At 43.3% G+C, this 15903-nt stretch carries 11 protein-coding genes; all 11 read right to left on the minus strand.

Features of this window, described 5'->3' with window-relative positions:
• Positions 1-5 precede the first annotated feature (5 nt).
• The gene (locus Q0779_RS06490) at positions 6-1958 is read right to left on the minus strand and encodes a hypothetical protein (protein ID WP_298770736.1); all 1953 of its coding nucleotides are present in this window, start codon (positions 1956-1958) and stop codon (positions 6-8) included.
• Positions 1955-6532 (minus strand): hypothetical protein, encoded by a 4578-nt coding sequence (locus tag Q0779_RS06495; protein ID WP_298770738.1) that lies wholly within the window; start codon positions 6530-6532, stop codon positions 1955-1957. Before Q0779_RS06495 ends, Q0779_RS06490 begins: the two co-directional genes overlap by 4 nt.
• The gene (locus Q0779_RS06500; protein WP_298770740.1) at positions 6532-8883 is read right to left on the minus strand and encodes a hypothetical protein; all 2352 of its coding nucleotides are present in this window, start codon (positions 8881-8883) and stop codon (positions 6532-6534) included. Before Q0779_RS06500 ends, Q0779_RS06495 begins: the two co-directional genes overlap by 1 nt.
• Positions 8880-9230: a GPW/gp25 family protein gene (locus Q0779_RS06505; protein ID WP_298770859.1), complete on the minus strand. Its 351-nt coding sequence runs from the start codon at positions 9228-9230 to the stop codon at positions 8880-8882. The genes Q0779_RS06500 and Q0779_RS06505 overlap by 4 nt, the downstream gene beginning before the upstream one ends.
• Before the next feature lie 295 nt (positions 9231-9525).
• Positions 9526-10530, minus strand: coding sequence for a phage baseplate assembly protein V (locus tag Q0779_RS06510; protein ID WP_298770742.1), 1005 nt, complete (start codon positions 10528-10530; stop codon positions 9526-9528).
• Between the two features lie 299 nt (positions 10531-10829).
• Positions 10830-11975 carry a hypothetical protein gene (locus Q0779_RS06515; RefSeq protein WP_298770744.1) on the minus strand — a complete coding sequence of 382 codons (1146 nt, stop codon included), beginning with the start codon at positions 11973-11975 and terminating at the stop codon, positions 10830-10832.
• On the minus strand, positions 11975-12265 hold the full coding sequence (locus tag Q0779_RS06520) for a hypothetical protein (protein ID WP_298770746.1): 291 nt from the start codon (positions 12263-12265) through the stop codon (positions 11975-11977). Before Q0779_RS06520 ends, Q0779_RS06515 begins: the two co-directional genes overlap by 1 nt.
• Before the next feature lie 125 nt (positions 12266-12390).
• Complete coding sequence (locus tag Q0779_RS06525; RefSeq protein ID WP_298770748.1) at positions 12391-13032, minus strand: hypothetical protein; 642 nt, start codon at positions 13030-13032, stop codon at positions 12391-12393.
• On the minus strand, positions 13016-13345 hold the full coding sequence (locus tag Q0779_RS06530; protein WP_298770750.1) for a hypothetical protein: 330 nt from the start codon (positions 13343-13345) through the stop codon (positions 13016-13018). The genes Q0779_RS06525 and Q0779_RS06530 overlap by 17 nt, the downstream gene beginning before the upstream one ends.
• 82 nt (positions 13346-13427) lie before the next feature.
• Entirely contained in the window at positions 13428-13643 is a 216-nt protein-coding gene (locus Q0779_RS06535; protein ID WP_298770752.1) for a hypothetical protein, read from the minus strand.
• A complete protein-coding gene (locus Q0779_RS06540; RefSeq protein WP_298770754.1) occupies positions 13634-15625 on the minus strand; it encodes an ATP-binding protein in 1992 nt (663 codons plus the stop codon). The genes Q0779_RS06535 and Q0779_RS06540 overlap by 10 nt, the downstream gene beginning before the upstream one ends.
• Positions 15626-15903: the final 278 nt, after the last annotated feature.

The following is a 15903-nucleotide window of genomic DNA, read 5'->3' on the forward strand; positions in this document are numbered from 1 at the left end:
TTATTTCAATCCATATAGTAAGTTTGTACTTCCATCCCAAGGGGAAGAAATCGATCAAATTGATTTTTAATATTCCGTTCTTTTTTTCGAATAAATTGCTGATTAAATACGCCCATTTCTTCGCCATTATCAGCCCCAGTCAACAAAGATTGATCGCTGCCATAGGTCAACACTAAAAAATCAGCATCAAAATATCGCGTCGAGCAAAACTGCACACCATGCCGCTCTATCATAGAATCTGTGATAATTTGCTCTGTTTCTATGCCACGAGGCTGCACTAACACACTAAAATAGGAATAAGCCAGCTTAGCCATGTTAGGATTAATCAGAGTAAAAGTACCATCAAACACACTATTGCATACCTCTTTGACACTGATACAGGTGATATCACCGATCACCGTACTGTTTAGGCTACCAAAGGCGCGAACCGTTGAAGGTGATGAACATATCATTGCCGAATTAGTAAGCTGATAATTCGCATGCTTCATCAACTTTTGAGTCACTATGAGTCCATTTTCAACAGTAATATGTGCTAATCGACGATCACTCTCCTGCTTTGAAGGAAGAGAAAGCCACAATATATCAGCCAATAAACTGCTATCTTTTAGCTGTATATCCACATTTTTATCAATACGAATTTGCCCATAGACTTTCATCCCATTCAATATTAATTGTGCGGGAGTATCGCCTGTATTACTCACTTCAATCGTTCCCGATAATATGGGGCACACATAATCCTCGGCCACTAAGGTGATATTTTCTCCCTTTAGATCTATTTTCAAAGGGTCGCTAAAACCGTAATGAGCATTACTGGCAAACGCAATTTGGCACTCCTTTACCCCCTGTTGAGGTGATGAGGGTTTCTTCATGGCGATTGTCTTTGCCGATAACACCTCCACCAAAACGCTGTCTTTGGGATAAAGGGTCAATAACCTTTTTGTCGGTGCTATCTGTTCATTCACCCCTCGATACCGAGGCGATGCACCAAAAAAGCCATTATGTCGATAATGAAATGAGACTAAGAGCCGCCCATTTAACGTTACATCGAGCAATAATACACGGCCTAAAACAGGATCGAACAACACTTTACCATTGTTTCCATCACGCTTTTGCCAAGACGATAAATCTGCAATCACTATGTCACTGTCCACAAGAAGATGGGCTCGCTGAGATGAAAGATCGTATTCAAAAAACGTCACACTCATCTTAGCCACATCATTATTATGTTGAGCAATGGAATAGGGATATTCCTGTGCTCTTTGAGGCATATCCAGACTGGCTAAACACTTAGGTTGATGACACAGTGGCCACACTTCTTCATGTAGACCTAATGTCCAAGCATTATCAATATGGGCAACCGAAAACAATTGAGCTTGTGCTAACGCCACTGCTTGCCTACGCCATAAATACACTTGTAATACTTGTGGGCTGAGCTCCCCGCCTTTCGCCGCGAACAAAGCGGTTTCCACACAGGTCAATTTGGGCAAACATGCAGCTTGCGAAAAGGGCGCACTGACATTATCTGTCACACTGAAAGTCTTTGTCGTTAACAAAGGATCGCTATCAGTCCAACTCGTCAACATTTTGTTTGTACTATTAACGCCATAACAGGCATATCCCGTAGTATCATGCACACTATTATTAAACGTCGTGAGGCAGCCAGAGCGTCTTTGATAAGCTAAATAATTGGCCACATAGCGTCTTTGAATGGCAAATACAGACTCAGAACCAAGCTCGCTCACACTCTCTAAATCCGCATTCACTAAATCGGCAATATAAGGAATACGCTCATTCTCGCAGGTTTCAATAAACCAGTTTTGATACAAGAGCATCATATTTTCATCAAGACTATCCTGCACCGTTTCCAATACCGCCATTAACGCTCGAAAAGATTGCCTATGGTCAAAATCTTTCTCTCGATAAGTCAGTGGTAATAAACGATATAATTGCTCATTCATGACGCATCTCCTAACGTAATAGACACGAGTGCTTCTCTCGTCAGTAGACGCTCTTCTCCCAAGATCTCCCCAATATCATTCACCATCACGGGACTGGCTGGCAATAATGGCATCACTTTGGCCGTATTGCCTAAACCAGCACTTTTACGGCCCACCTCTTCATCAACACCGCCTTCATTAGCATCGCTTTTATCACCATGGCTTTTATCAACACTAGAGTCATGACTATCAAAGCCAAGCTCTGTCACCAACACACCTGACACGGCACTATGAGCTTGTAATCGAGCCGTCACATGGGCTACATCAATATCTTTGCCTAAGCTATGGGAGTTATTTAAATAATCATTCGCTAAAAATTGACTCAGTTCATCAGCAATATTGGGGCAAGTGCTCAGATTCTTCACCCAAACCTGAGCCGATACATAAAAATATCGTACTCGCGCCAGCACCACTTTCACTACCACAGGATGTGACAATATCGCGTTAATGGAAGCGGTCAATTCTTTGGCTAGTTGTCGCTTCTCTTTGATTAACAAGTCTGGGGTATCGATACAAATCACCCAAATAGGCTGATGCTTGTCTATTAATGACGTCAAAGTGGCTTGAAACACGCCAGCATATTGCCTCGCATGTTGCAAACAATCATCACTGGAAATAATCACATTTTGGAAATGCAAGGACTGAGGGGCTCTTTCTCGAAGAGAGCCTGCCACAACAGGATCGGCTCCTCCCTCACAAGGCAAAGGATTAAAAACCGACTTGACGCCAAGGGGCTTATTTCTCAATAATTTTATCGCGCCAACGGGTAAATTTCCCTTAGCGCCACCGCCAAAACGATAGTGAGCAAACACATTTTCAATCCCAGTTTGAGGAATACGGCCATGGATCCCATCACCAAAAAGGATCTCTGTTTTTCCTTTTCCATTAATATTCACTTCATAATGACGTTGATGGCTACCGCTGTGCAAAATATCGCTGGTTTGCTGCCACTTTTCAGACACCGACGAATGACGCTCCCTCGATCCACTCAAGCGCATCTCTATGTTTAATAAATGATGTAATTCACCTTGCTCATCTTGATAAATCGTCAACGGACTTCGGTGTAATTGATACCGCTGAAAAGGTTGACCTAAGGCGGTTGTGGCAATCAACTCTTTTTGTACCGTTTCACCATGAACAGCAGGAACAAGATTGCCAAAGAATTGCACTGTACTAACATCATAATAATGAACAAATGGAGTCGTAAAGCGAATATAAGTTTCTCGTTCTAAGTCATAACATTCACTCACCTCAAGTAACTCAGAACATTGATTACTGGTTTTATCGGCGCCAAGCCAGCTCGCCGTTATCGTTTGATCTTTCTCTACAGCCAATGTTTCATTCGCGGCAATCATCCAACTTTTAGGTGTGATCTCAATAACGGGAAACGCATACTCTGCATACACATTCACTTTTTTAGTTTCATCATCCAATTGCAGATAATAATACTCCCCTACCGCTTGTGTCAGTAACCAATACTGGTTGCCCGCAGTCTGTATACTGACACTGTCATCCAATACAATTCCCTTTGACACAAAACACTTAATCAGCTCTGCGGTCAATTCTTGCGCCACTAATCTGGCAACGTCTTGCGCTTTTAACATAAAACTAAACAATTGCTGACGCGATAACACCACCTCTTGACCGTCATGATCTAAGCCCTTTAAGACCCAAGGTGTGAGTGCATCTTTCACTGGGGCTTTACTCAACTGCAATAAAGCCCGTCTTCCTACGACAGCCACCTTATGACCTGTGGGTATCGCAGCCAAATGGCCAACTAACCTTAATCCGCCGTCACCTTGCAACACTTGTGCTTTTAGCGCAATGGGACTTAATTCAAGCGGACAATCCCCTGCAAAAACCTCTGTACTTAGGCGATCAAACTGCGTGAATTCTGCCTCTTGGGTTTGTACTCGCATCACAACAGCCCTTTTGCCTAAGGCTGTCATAGACTCATCTGAAACACTGGCAACCGTCACCTGCTTTTGAAGCCCTCTTGGCGTGGTTTGTTTTAGTAACAAGGTTTCACCTGCAGTAATGGCAGCCTTTTTATGACTCAAAGGCAGCGTATTACTACACAACCAAAAATCAGGCCAATGACTGGGAATCACCGATAAAGGTGCGCCACCCGATAACAGGTGTTTGTTTGACATGGCCGCTATTGAATATGTTTTTCCAAGACGGCTTATCTGCAGTTTTTCTTCGCAAAACTCAATGAAAAAATCAATCTGCTGAACATCATCTTGTATTAACCAAGACGGCTTTCCAGCTTGACTCACCACCTGTGCTTTTTGACTGATTTCAAGGCCAACATGCTCAAAAACACTGTGCCAACTAGCGGGCAATGCTTGTCCATGCACTAAGGTTGAAATCACGTCGCTCACAGCATGAATGGTCCCAATACTCGTTACTTGTTCACACTTTTGAGGTCTCTTTGAACTTGACTCACTGTTAACGGAAGAAGCCGTTTTATTATCCGCCCAACTCATAGTAGTTAACACTAAGCTATCGTCTTGCCTCTCAATATAAATAGCCGCAGCATCAGGCTCTTCTATTAACCACAGTCCATCTTTATCCCCCTCTCTCACTGTTGCAGCATTGGAAATAGGAAAACCAAACAATAACAAATTATCAGCCCCATCTTCTGGCAAATGACCCGCCTTAAGTGCGGCTTCCCAACACTGAGGATCCGGTAAAGTATACAAGTGAATTTGGCTATCAAGCTGCCATTGATAGGTATTATTTCGTGCCACATACACACCGAGTTCCGTAGCCATATAAATTGTATCTTGCTGCTGTAAAAAACCATGGACACGAGGAATGCGTGTATCCAAAGTGCGTAAAACCCCCTCACTAATGGTAACTAAATGCCCTTCCTCTAATTGATAAACCTCATCACGAGTGGCAAATAAGGTTGAGCGACCTTTATCCGTCTTAATATTAATGGCGGCATACACTTGAGTTTCACGATTATGCTGACTCCAACGCTTTTCATCTTGACTTTCAAATAAAAAATACTTGGACAAAAAAGACGGCCCAGTATTTTTCACTTCCTCGCCTTTCTCTTCAAGACTGTGATTATCCACCTTGGCAAAGTACAAGCCCAAACGGGTCGATGCCACAACCCATTCACCATCTGTCTGTAAATCATAAATATGGCTTCCCTCGAGTAATGGCTCATTGTGATAATGAAATAAAGCATTCCCCGTCAACCAATATCGACCTTCATCAGTCGAGTAATAAAGCCCTTTTATTGTGCCCACAAAAAGAATATGTCGCTGACCACCATCACGATACTTCAGAGTCAATGCCGTCATACAGCTAACCGTTACGTTAGGTAACAGACCCGGCACAATGTGTTTTTTTACCTCTTTGTCTAATGGAGTATTGCCACGTATCACATTCCATGTTTCTCCCTCATCATAAGAGCTCAATAAGTAACCTTGGGCCCCTCCGGTATAAATGCCTCCATCGTGCTCGAGTAAAAAAAGCAAGGCTCTATTCACCAACTTGTTACTGACTTTGTGCCAAGTCTGACCTTTATCGAAAGAATCATACATGCCAGATGACCCCACAACTAAGAGTTTTCCCGACAATAAAGTAACGATACCGTATACCGTCATTTGAGGATATTGAGCGACCTCTCGCCAACTTGATGCCTCTGCAGTATCACGTATTGCGATACTGCTAAAACACTTCGCATATTGTGATTGTTGTTTAGGGGTTAATGAGGACCAATCAGAGGCATCATGGCCCAAAATAGCATAATTTTCAGACATTAATACCAGTCTAGGATTGCATATTTTGCCCGTTTGATTGGGGGCTAACACACTATTCCAAACAAGCAATACGCCGTCTTCTTTCAATTTAATGATCTCTTTTACGACAACAAAAAAGTTAACTGGCTCTCCATTTAATGTACCCGAAATCCAAATATGGGTATTTTTTTTAATGATAAATAAAGGCTTTTTAACATGGCAAAAAGATGAAGACGTTAACAAACTTCGACTCTCTGTAATGGGCTGAATGGGTGCTAAAGACAAGGTATTCCAATCCGGCTTGCCAATATAGGTTTCTATGGTTTCAAAGGTAATTGGCTGTCCGCCCTGAGGAATATTTTGCGCTCGAGTCCCTTTAGGAATAACATATTGCTGACGTTGACTATCCTGACTTAAGGTAAAAGCCAGCCAGGTTTTTGCCGATAGCGCATGAGGCCTTTGGTAGCCAATTTCAGCTATCAGTTGCTCCACAGAAAAAGACTCTGTTGCAGTATTTAAGTAACCTTCTTGAGCAATTTTTTCTTGATAGAAAGACAATACTTCAAGCACCGCGGCCCAAGAATGATATAACCCATTTAGAAAATTGCCATGATCAGATAAATCAACTCCAGCAAGTGGATTTTGTCCTTTAAATTTACCATCTGGATGACGGTAATCTAATGTGGCTCGCTTCATGTCGGTTACAAAACTTGAAAAATGACCCGGACGAGCAGCCAAAGTACGTAGCTGAGTGCTTTTATCCAGAAAATCACTCATTAGCTCCTCCCTTTAGTTAATGTAAAACTCACCTCACTCTGCCTGCCCTGACTGGCAAAACAGATCACTTGATGTGGTTTAGGTACAATGACAGTTTCCACAAAATCAATACCATTGCTGCCGATATAGTGCGGTAATGTTTGAAAGGCACTCAATTGTACATTTTCAACGCCCTCAATATTGAGTAAGGTTTCCAAGATCTCACTGGCATACAAAGGCGTGCCAAAACTAAAACGTTCTGGGGCAAATATGCCCATTTGTGCATCATCGCTTAAGTGTAGGGTTAATCCTTGATGTAAAGCGGGCATGGAATGGCCTGCAGCAACGGTAATATTGACGCTCATTTTAAGTAATAGTGGAGAAAAAAGATGAATAACCACTCTCTGATTTAATACTTTATAACGCTCAAACTGCTGCATAAAATAAGGAATGACCTCCTCTAGATTAGCTTCGTTTCTGGGATGAAGGTAAAAATAATAAACCTCATGGCTACCACTCCATGCTTTTTCAAAACACACATTTTCCACGCGATTATCGGCTAACATCAAATCGATATAATCCTGAGAAAGCACCAAATTGAGTCTTTGCCTATGTTGAACGGGCGCAGCCAATTTTATTGCTTGAGCACTGTGTTTAGAGCGACTATCACCCACAGGGTGTAAGTTCTTAATCTCAGTCACCGCTTCGATTGCGATATCCAAATGCTCAGGCAAATAAACTTGGTTAATTTTGCCCGCCGCAATTTGATGATCTTTATTCGGAGTAATTCGACAACTGGCATAAAAATAGTTAAAGATATTAGGAAAAGCCCCAAACAAACCATCACCAAATCGCAATTCAGCCATACCTTGATGTTCGTCCAAAACCACATGCTTAGCATTTGGCGTGCTATCAAGAAAGTCAGTGACGTTTGTCCAATATTGATTTGGTAGAACACCATTGCAAAATGATTCAGGATCAACGGACACTTGCGATTCTATTACCTGTAATTGAGGCGTAGCGGTCACTGACGATTGCTTAATGCCATCACTGGCTGCCTCATTATTAAATTGAGTAACATCCAATCGATTGCCATGAACAAGGTGAGTGTGGCTGAGCTGCGCAAAATATTGCGCATTGCGCAAATATAACGTGAGCTTCTCAAAGGGTAATGTTTCTCCTCGATCCACCAGCAACACATTTGCACACAAATAGCTTGTCTGTGCCTGCCAGGACTCAATTAGCGCATCATGAGCATACCAATACAGTTGAGTGTAAGCCTGCTCTGATAAAGGATCAGTATGATAAACCCCCTCTTGCATGAGTCTCACCACTTGAGGAGAGGATTGTAATTGATTGTCCATTAAAGCAACCAATTGCCCTTTTTTTATGTTAATTTTTCCTTTTACCGCCAATGTTTGGCAACCTTTGGGGATGACATAGTCTTGTATGCCAAAATCATAGGGAATGAGGTGATTATACTCAGGTAGGCAATGTGCTTCATCCATGGCTTCAAAGACCACTTCCTTACCCCCTTGGCGATCTTGATATTCAAATAGACTCAAAACGGGGCATTGTTCATCACCACCACAAAAAAACAAACTGCGCGGGGGCAAAGTGATTGCAGCATCCACCAACACAGTCACCCAAGCTCGCGCCGTCGTATTTTTTTCAATGGCGTAATCCAATAAACGGCAATGCCTTTGCAACGATAAATCAAACCGCGCTGTGCTTAAATAAGCTTCGGTTGCCACCGCATCTTGTTTATAGCTGAGCATGTCCCCTGTATAGGCCAACACTTCAGTCAACATCACCATCATGTCTGCAGCATTCCGATCTCGCCAATCTGGAATGTTATGGGTCAGTTCTGTTTCAATGAGTTGCTTGAACGTATCATAATCTTTGGCTCTGTAATCCAGTCGTGGCACTGCAGATAAATTCGCTGTCGATAAACGGTCCTCCGATTGTTGATTGAAATGGCTCTTCACTTCTGCCGCACGAAAGAAAGGATCGATATCATCACTTAACACAGTGATCTTAATGTATGCCTCTCGCTGAGTCGGCAAAGGCGGATCGAGCTTGAGTTTGAGGTAAAACGCCTCTTCGACATATTCAACATCAAAAGTCAGAGTTTGTTTAACCCCAGCATATAAAAGCTCGACGATAATGTTATTGGGATCTAAACGGGGTAATGTCTTTGAAGAAGCTCCTCCCCCCGCTAGGTTTAATGCGGGTTTAATAAAATACAGCTCAAGACATGTCTCATCCTTAACCAGAATGTAATCAAGGCCATTAATGACAGCATGTTGCTGAATGAGTTGGCGACGTTGACTCAAGTCAAGCGCACTTTGTGCTGGACGATATTGGTTCATCGTGTAAACACAACCTCTTTCGCCTGATCACCAACAAAGGGTAAGTAACGAATAAGAATATCTAACTGGCTCTCATGAGCCGTAATATTCACCGCTTGTAATTGCATCAAATGACCCAAATATTTTTGCAATTCAATTTGGATCATCGATTGCTTTACCGATAACATTTCAGCTTGTATAGAGCCAAAAACTAATAGCTGTACACCACAACCAAATTCAGGTCGGTTCACTCTTTCACCAGGAATAGTGAACAAAATTTGCTCCATCATATCCCGTAGGTGTTTATCATCATCCGCTTCTTGGATATGCCCATATTGATTAATTTGAAATGGAAAGCTCTTATGCATATTCACTGCTTCTCCCTGCAATTACTCAGTCTGTTCGATGAAATCCCCGTACTATTGGCTGAACGACAATGATTAATACATCATCTTTATTTCCAAACAGTCACTTTTTAATTGTTTTTTCTGAACACTTCCCAACACTAAGCCCCTGAGTTGAAATTATCCGCTATTGAGTTTAATTTCTAACCTAAATCGATATGTCGATTACCTGATATTGCATGGGTTTTCGCTGCTTAAAGTAAAAACCCAGCCTTTAAAAACGTTGACTTAAGCACTTAAATGACTAACGCCTTAAATCCTAAATGACCAAGGGCTGCTGGCCATCAATGAGTAAATCACCTGTGACTTCCACTGCCCCAGTAATGGCGATGCCAACCGAGGTAATTTCAGTGGCCCCCACCGCGGTGACCGCACAATCTGCTCCTGCCGTCACTTCACAAGCCAGCCCAGCCGTTATTGCGCAATCTAATCCTGCGGTGACTTCACAGGCGGCACCCGCCGTTACAGCGACATCTGCGCCTCCTGTCACTTCGCAGGCACCGCCACCAGTAATAGCAACATCTCCTCCTCCGGTCACTTCAACAGCCCCACCTGCGGTGACAGCAACATCGGCACCAGCTGTTATCTCTATTGCTGCTCCCGCTTCAGCTGAAATATCCGCCCCCGCTGACAATTCCATTGCCCCGCCCGCTTCAACAGAAATATCTGCGCCAGCATTCAGCTCCATGGCTGCGCCCGCTTCCGCACTAATGTCAGCACCTGCCGATGCTTCTATGCCTTCTTCAGCAGTCAAGGTAATGTCGCCTGTTGTGGCCGAGATAGTGGTAGTGGTCATATCAATGCTGGACTCAGGTATGGTGATCTGAATGCCTTCGGCATCAAACTTCATGGTACAGATATCATCCACACAATCAGGCTCAGACATTAATGTCATCCCCCCAACTTCAGGTAAGTCATTTAAAATAAAAGTGTTAAATTCCGTTTTAAACACTTTCGTTTCTGGCGGAGACTCTAAAGGAACTTCACCCTCTCCCCAAAAACAGCCCACCCAAATCGGGTAATTAGGATCACCACCTTCAAACTCAACCCACACATTCGCGCCAATAGGTGGCATGGCATAAAACCCCACTTGAGGCCCTGCATAAGGAATACAAGGCATTGCCCAATTAGATGCATTGGCAGGCACCGATGGCACATTAATCAATAAACGTCCCATCACCATAGGATCGACATTGTCCACCACGTTACCGCGATACTTGCCAAAAAACTTGCCTCGAACATTACCCACATTGGTACTATTCATAAGACATTTTCCACCACGTTACCGCAGCACTTGCAAAAAAGCTGACCAAAGAACTTACCTCGAATATTACCCACATTGGTACTATTCATAAGACATTGTCCATCACGTTACCGCAGCACTTGCAAAAAAGCTGACCAAAGAACTTGCCTCGAATATTGCCCACATTGGTACTATTCATAAGACATTGTCCATCGCTGATACATTGGCTGACAGATCGACATTGTCCACCACATTTCCGCAGCACTTGCAAAAAAGCTGACCAAAGAACGTGCCTCGAATATTGCCAACATTGGTATTATTCATACTAGGTTCTCCATCGCTGTCACCACAGTGCTACCCAAGCCTTCCCTTTGTACTGTTAGCTGCTGCTTATACTTTCCTTCGCTAATACTGTGCTGCACGCCAGAGACATAATAATTGCCATCGAAGCTAAAGCCTGCTCCTCTGATACACACCACACAAGGGGGGTCAATCACAAAGCCATATCTGATGGTATCCACTGTAATTTGCCCGGATAGCACTTTGTCAGTAGAGCGATTCACACTTTGTTGGGCCAATTCTTCACCCGCTATCGCACCGTTAGTAGGGTCCGTATACAATACATTTCTTACATAAGGATCATTGGTCAAAATGGGATCTTCAACCGCCATAGGGACAGGCCTGATAGCCTCAAGTATCTCAACCGGAACGGGTTCATCTTCAGTCCCATCTTCTTCTAACATACCGCTTACCGTTTGTGGCAGCGTCGCATCATAGGTTAAGTTAATATCATCCACATTAGTCGACGGCCCCATATTGACATTTAGCGGCGCACCTTCAGTATGAAAACTCGTGGGAAGTCCAAAATAAAAGGTATTTTCCATCGGCACAGTAGGGCGTACTCGATACACAAAACCGGCCAAATTCGCATAGTATTCAATCACACTTAAATCAGTCCCATTTTGAATACGAGTGCGCTCTTCGGGCTCCCAAACGGGAATAACCACAGGTTCCAGCTCAGGGAGCACACCATATTCAGCGTATTTTTCCACTCGTGACAACACAATTTCATCCACTGTCATCGAAGGAAATTCAAAAAACTCTTCTTTCAAATCCATTCGACTTAACAGATCTTCTCCGGTAATGGACAAGGTGCCTGAACCAGAGCCGTTAGTATAATTAAACTCCACGTTGGTAATAAAACCATCAATTAACACCGTAGGAATGGCATTGATCATCACAGAAATAATCACTCGATTATTGGTTTTCAGCAGATCTGTCATCAACAAGGGATAATCCGGCGTCATCACGCCCTCTCGGTCTGCATTAAGAGACAGTTGAAATGTGGATTTCCCCCTATCCATCAGCGACACAGAAACCGATTGAATCGCCTCGGTGATCAGCAAAGGTGCTGGCAGCGCAACCATAGGCCCTATCAATAAACTCAGCTGTATCCCTGCGTTCATCAACGATTACTGCCATTGGTTGGCACGCGGATGATTTGACCTTTTTTCTCCAATTCTATCGGGCTAAAGACATTATTGGCATCGGCAAATTTCCATGACAACTTCGCATTGCCCAACGCCGAATAACTCACTTGGTCGATACGTTTCCCTTCAGAAATAATGGTCATCACAGACGGTACAGTATCGGCACCTTTAATAAAACGCCTCGCCTTATAAATGATATCGCTACCATCGGGTAAGGTTTCTTGCCTGTCTGCAATAAAATAATAGCGGCTGTCTTTTTTAAACATATTGGCTCCTTATTCTTATCAGGTTTTGGACTCAGCACTAGGACCGACTCTTCTTTGATGGCTAAATGCACACATCATCACCAAATCTGCATCACTAAATCTGCATCACCAAAGTGCAATAGGCCCTAGGGAATAATGGCCCCTGTTACCCCAATTGCCCCTTGTGCCAGCGGGGCAATTTGTTCCATTTTTTGTTGATAAACAATATATTGTTGGTAAGCCTGATTCATCGCTGAGACATCATTACAATTCAGTACTCTCATTGTGAGCGCAATCGTGGCTCGAATAGGGTTTAAATGCGCATCAAATAGCTCTTCTGTCACCGAGAACTGAGTGACTTTCACGGGTAACACTCTGGCTTGTCCCCATACAAAAAAAAGATTCGGCGTGGCCAGAGGAGCAATTTCCATGACCCCCGTCGCCAACATAGCTTGAGTCGATAACAAATCGCTCGTACTGGGGGTTAACAGCAACTCCAATGCAGCTAATTGCGCATAAACACCGTGCTGTACTTCAGTGGATGCATCCTTATTCAGGCCTGTTGAAGCATCAAACTCAATGGACACATTAATGGTTTGTGTCGGTGGCCCTTTATACATAATGGCTAAAGTTCTATCCTGTTCCTCTCCACCTGACACATTTGGCGTTAAGCTTCTTTGCATACTGGCAGGGTTATATTGAAAGGGGATCACCTTAGTACTCCCCATTACAGAGGAAGCGACTAACGCACCTTTAAATAAACTGGTTCCATTACTTGTTATTGCCATGGATCTCCCTTTCAGTTTGTTTTGCAAGTAGTTGCGACACAAGATCGTGAGCAATATTAAAATACTCCCGCATACTAGGATCCAGTACGCCGATGGGCTCCTTGGCCAATATCATTTGCATCAATTGCATGATTTGTCGCTGACCATAAAGGCCAATATCTGAAGGAAGATCGATTTGCTCAATATGATAATGTGTCACTTGCTTAGCACTCGCTGATGAAGATAATGACGATGCTTTAGCTTTAGGCCGCCAATCGACTCTGGGGCGAATTGTTGGACGGATCCTCGATTGATTGAAATACCTTACATTCATCCTTGGATCTCCTGTATACCCTTTATACAAAAAGGTTTATCTTGCTTAGCATATTTCACCGCCGTTACACGATTAAAATACCTTACGCCCATCCTTGGATCTCCTGTATACCCTGTATGCCCTTCATACAAAAGGGTTTATCTTGCTTGGCATATTCACATTTCACCATCGATAAACGATACTGTGTCACTTGCTTAGCACTCGCTGATGAAGATGATGCTTTAGCTTTAGGCCACCAATCGGCTCTGGAGCGAATTGTTGGACTGATCCTCGATTGATTGAAATACCTTACGCCCATCCTTGGATCTCCTGTATACAAAGCGGTTTATCTTGCTTAGCATATTCACATTTCACCGCCGATAAAAAATGCGTCATTTCAAGAGGGGTCTGAGCCGCAGCAGCATTAAAACAGGCCGTTAGAGTAATGTTTCTGATCATGCCACCCGACACACTGAGTTTCGATAATTGCTTAAAATCCAGCTGTCCAACAGGCGCATTCTGCGGTATGAGTGTTCGCCATAACTGTTCACGTTCATAGGCTGTGGGAAACGGAAAGCCAATGACAAACCTCAAGCGTCGAATAAAAGCGGCATCAAATGAATCTTTGAGGTTACTGGTTAATATGGCGATCCCTCGGTAAGTCTCTAAACGTTGTAATAAATAACTGACTTGGGCATTTGCAAATTTATCGTTGCTCGTAGACACTTGCGTGCGCTTACTGAACAAGGCATCCGCTTCATCAAACAATAAAATAGCGCCAGAACGCTCGGCGGCTAAAAACATTTGACTGAGGTTTTTTTCCGTATCGCCAATGTATTTACTCACCAAATGGCTTAAATCGACTCGATAAAGATCCAACTGTAAATGACTGGCAACATACTCTGCTGCTGTGGTTTTCCCCGTTCCACTGGCACCATAAAACAGAGCTATCAAGCCTTTTCCTCGCCCGCCATTCGCATCAAAGCCCCACTTCTCATACACTTGAGACTTATACTTCACATGGGCAATCAGACTTTCAATACTGTCAGCCTGCAGCGGTGGTAGTACAATATTAACCTCAGTTGTCGGCACTATTCGTTCAGCCAAACTATCAAGGTGTTGATGAGTATGTTGGCGACATGTTTCCCATAAAGAAACGGGCTCCTCCAACCTTTGATATACATCGACTATTGAGCGAATTTGATGACAACTCAGATCAAAGTGAGAGGAAACCGCTCGTATATCACTGTGTAATTGAGGACTGCTTAGCAATTCTTGCCAGCAGAGTAATTGCTGTTTTGAGCTGGGTTTATACACCTCAAATGTATATTGACCGCGCAAATAATGTTGGCGCCGACTGCCACTCATACACAGCACTGGACACTTCAATAAATTGAAAAAATGATCAATTTGCTGCGCGCGCTCCTCGCTATTATCGATAGGATCATGGCAATCCACCAAGAGTAAATCATGACTCAGTACAATCTCCCTTTGCCACTTGATTGCAAACTCACCCAATTCATTGGCCGTTTTAGGAATAAAGCACGCTTGAAGCAATAACAAGCGTCTTGATAATTGATTAGCAAAGAACACAGCCACATCGCGTTTCAATTCATCAAGCTCTCCCGTTAACGTCATTAAACACGACGATTTTTGCGGCTGATGTTGCCAGATCTGCAGCATATTTTTTACCACAGCGTCATTACTGTCATCCAAGAGCACAGATTGATAAGGAAGCGCTTGCACATAAGTCCTTAGTGCTTGATCTTCATCCTGTAGTCCCATAAGAAAGTGCAAAATTCTCTCTGGAACAATCAGCCTTGACTGGGTCACAGATTGATGGTCTTCTAGCTGTACTAAACCATGACGACGTAATGTTCCACTGGCCATAATGGCTTGCCATTCGGGCTGAGGTAAAATGGCCAACGCCAAACTAAAATTAACCACAATGGGCTCTTTAATTCCATTGGGATAGAGCAGCTCACTATCGAGTTCTGGAGCTATACACAAAAGCAATAACTGTTGCTCAAATGCCGTTAATGGATATAAATGAGACAAGTGATCAATCGGCAACAATGTGACAATATCCCGCTTAAACAGCTCACTAAGAGAGGGGGAAGGTGCTTCATTATCTTGCTCAGAGCCATCGCTACTATAAGCTTGAGCTAGACGGTATTTCACATACTCGACAAAAGTTAATAGAAAGTGCTGATTGTCCTCAAGGCTCTGTGCCTGTAGGTATTCTCTGTCGCCTTTAAGGCTCCCCGTCATATGCTCAGCAAAAGAAGCGGCATTATTCATTCAACCACCACACTTGGCGCACTATCACTCGCCTCTGTGGAATGACCTATGATAGGCGCTGCCGAGTGATCAATGGTATGTTCTACAAAAGAAGTAGTATTATTCATTCAATCACCACACTTGGCGCACTATCACTCGCCTCTGTGGAATGACCAATGATAGGCGCTGCCGAGTTATCAATGGTACGTTCTACAAAAGAAGTAGTATTATTCATTCAATCACCACACTTGGCGCACTATCACTCGCCTCTGTGAAATGCTCTATGATAGGCGCTGCCG

This window comes from uncultured Shewanella sp., assembly GCF_947491715.1.
Taxonomy (GTDB): Bacteria; Pseudomonadota; Gammaproteobacteria; order Enterobacterales; family Shewanellaceae; genus Shewanella.

What these genes read in the sequence shown, in the direction of transcription:
- Q0779_RS06490 (WP_298770736.1), bottom strand. Translation starts at nt 1,958, where the DNA reads ATGAATGAGCAATTATATCGTTTATTACCACTGACTTATCGAGAGAAA.
- Q0779_RS06495 (WP_298770738.1), bottom strand. Translation starts at nt 6,532, where the DNA reads ATGAGTGATTTTCTGGATAAAAGCACTCAGCTACGTACTTTGGCTGCT.
- Q0779_RS06500 (WP_298770740.1), bottom strand. Translation starts at nt 8,883, where the DNA reads ATGAACCAATATCGTCCAGCACAAAGTGCGCTTGACTTGAGTCAACGT.
- Q0779_RS06505 (WP_298770859.1), bottom strand. Translation starts at nt 9,230, where the DNA reads ATGCATAAGAGCTTTCCATTTCAAATTAATCAATATGGGCATATCCAA.
- Q0779_RS06510 (WP_298770742.1), bottom strand. Translation starts at nt 10,530, where the DNA reads ATGAATAGTACCAATGTGGGTAATGTTCGAGGCAAGTTTTTTGGCAAG.
- Q0779_RS06515 (WP_298770744.1), bottom strand. Translation starts at nt 11,975, where the DNA reads ATGAACGCAGGGATACAGCTGAGTTTATTGATAGGGCCTATGGTTGCG.
- Q0779_RS06520 (WP_298770746.1), bottom strand. Translation starts at nt 12,265, where the DNA reads ATGTTTAAAAAAGACAGCCGCTATTATTTTATTGCAGACAGGCAAGAA.
- Q0779_RS06525 (WP_298770748.1), bottom strand. Translation starts at nt 13,032, where the DNA reads ATGGCAATAACAAGTAATGGAACCAGTTTATTTAAAGGTGCGTTAGTC.
- Q0779_RS06530 (WP_298770750.1), bottom strand. Translation starts at nt 13,345, where the DNA reads ATGAATGTAAGGTATTTCAATCAATCGAGGATCCGTCCAACAATTCGC.
- Q0779_RS06535 (WP_298770752.1), bottom strand. Translation starts at nt 13,643, where the DNA reads ATGGGCGTAAGGTATTTCAATCAATCGAGGATCAGTCCAACAATTCGC.
- Q0779_RS06540 (WP_298770754.1), bottom strand. Translation starts at nt 15,625, where the DNA reads ATGAATAATGCCGCTTCTTTTGCTGAGCATATGACGGGGAGCCTTAAA.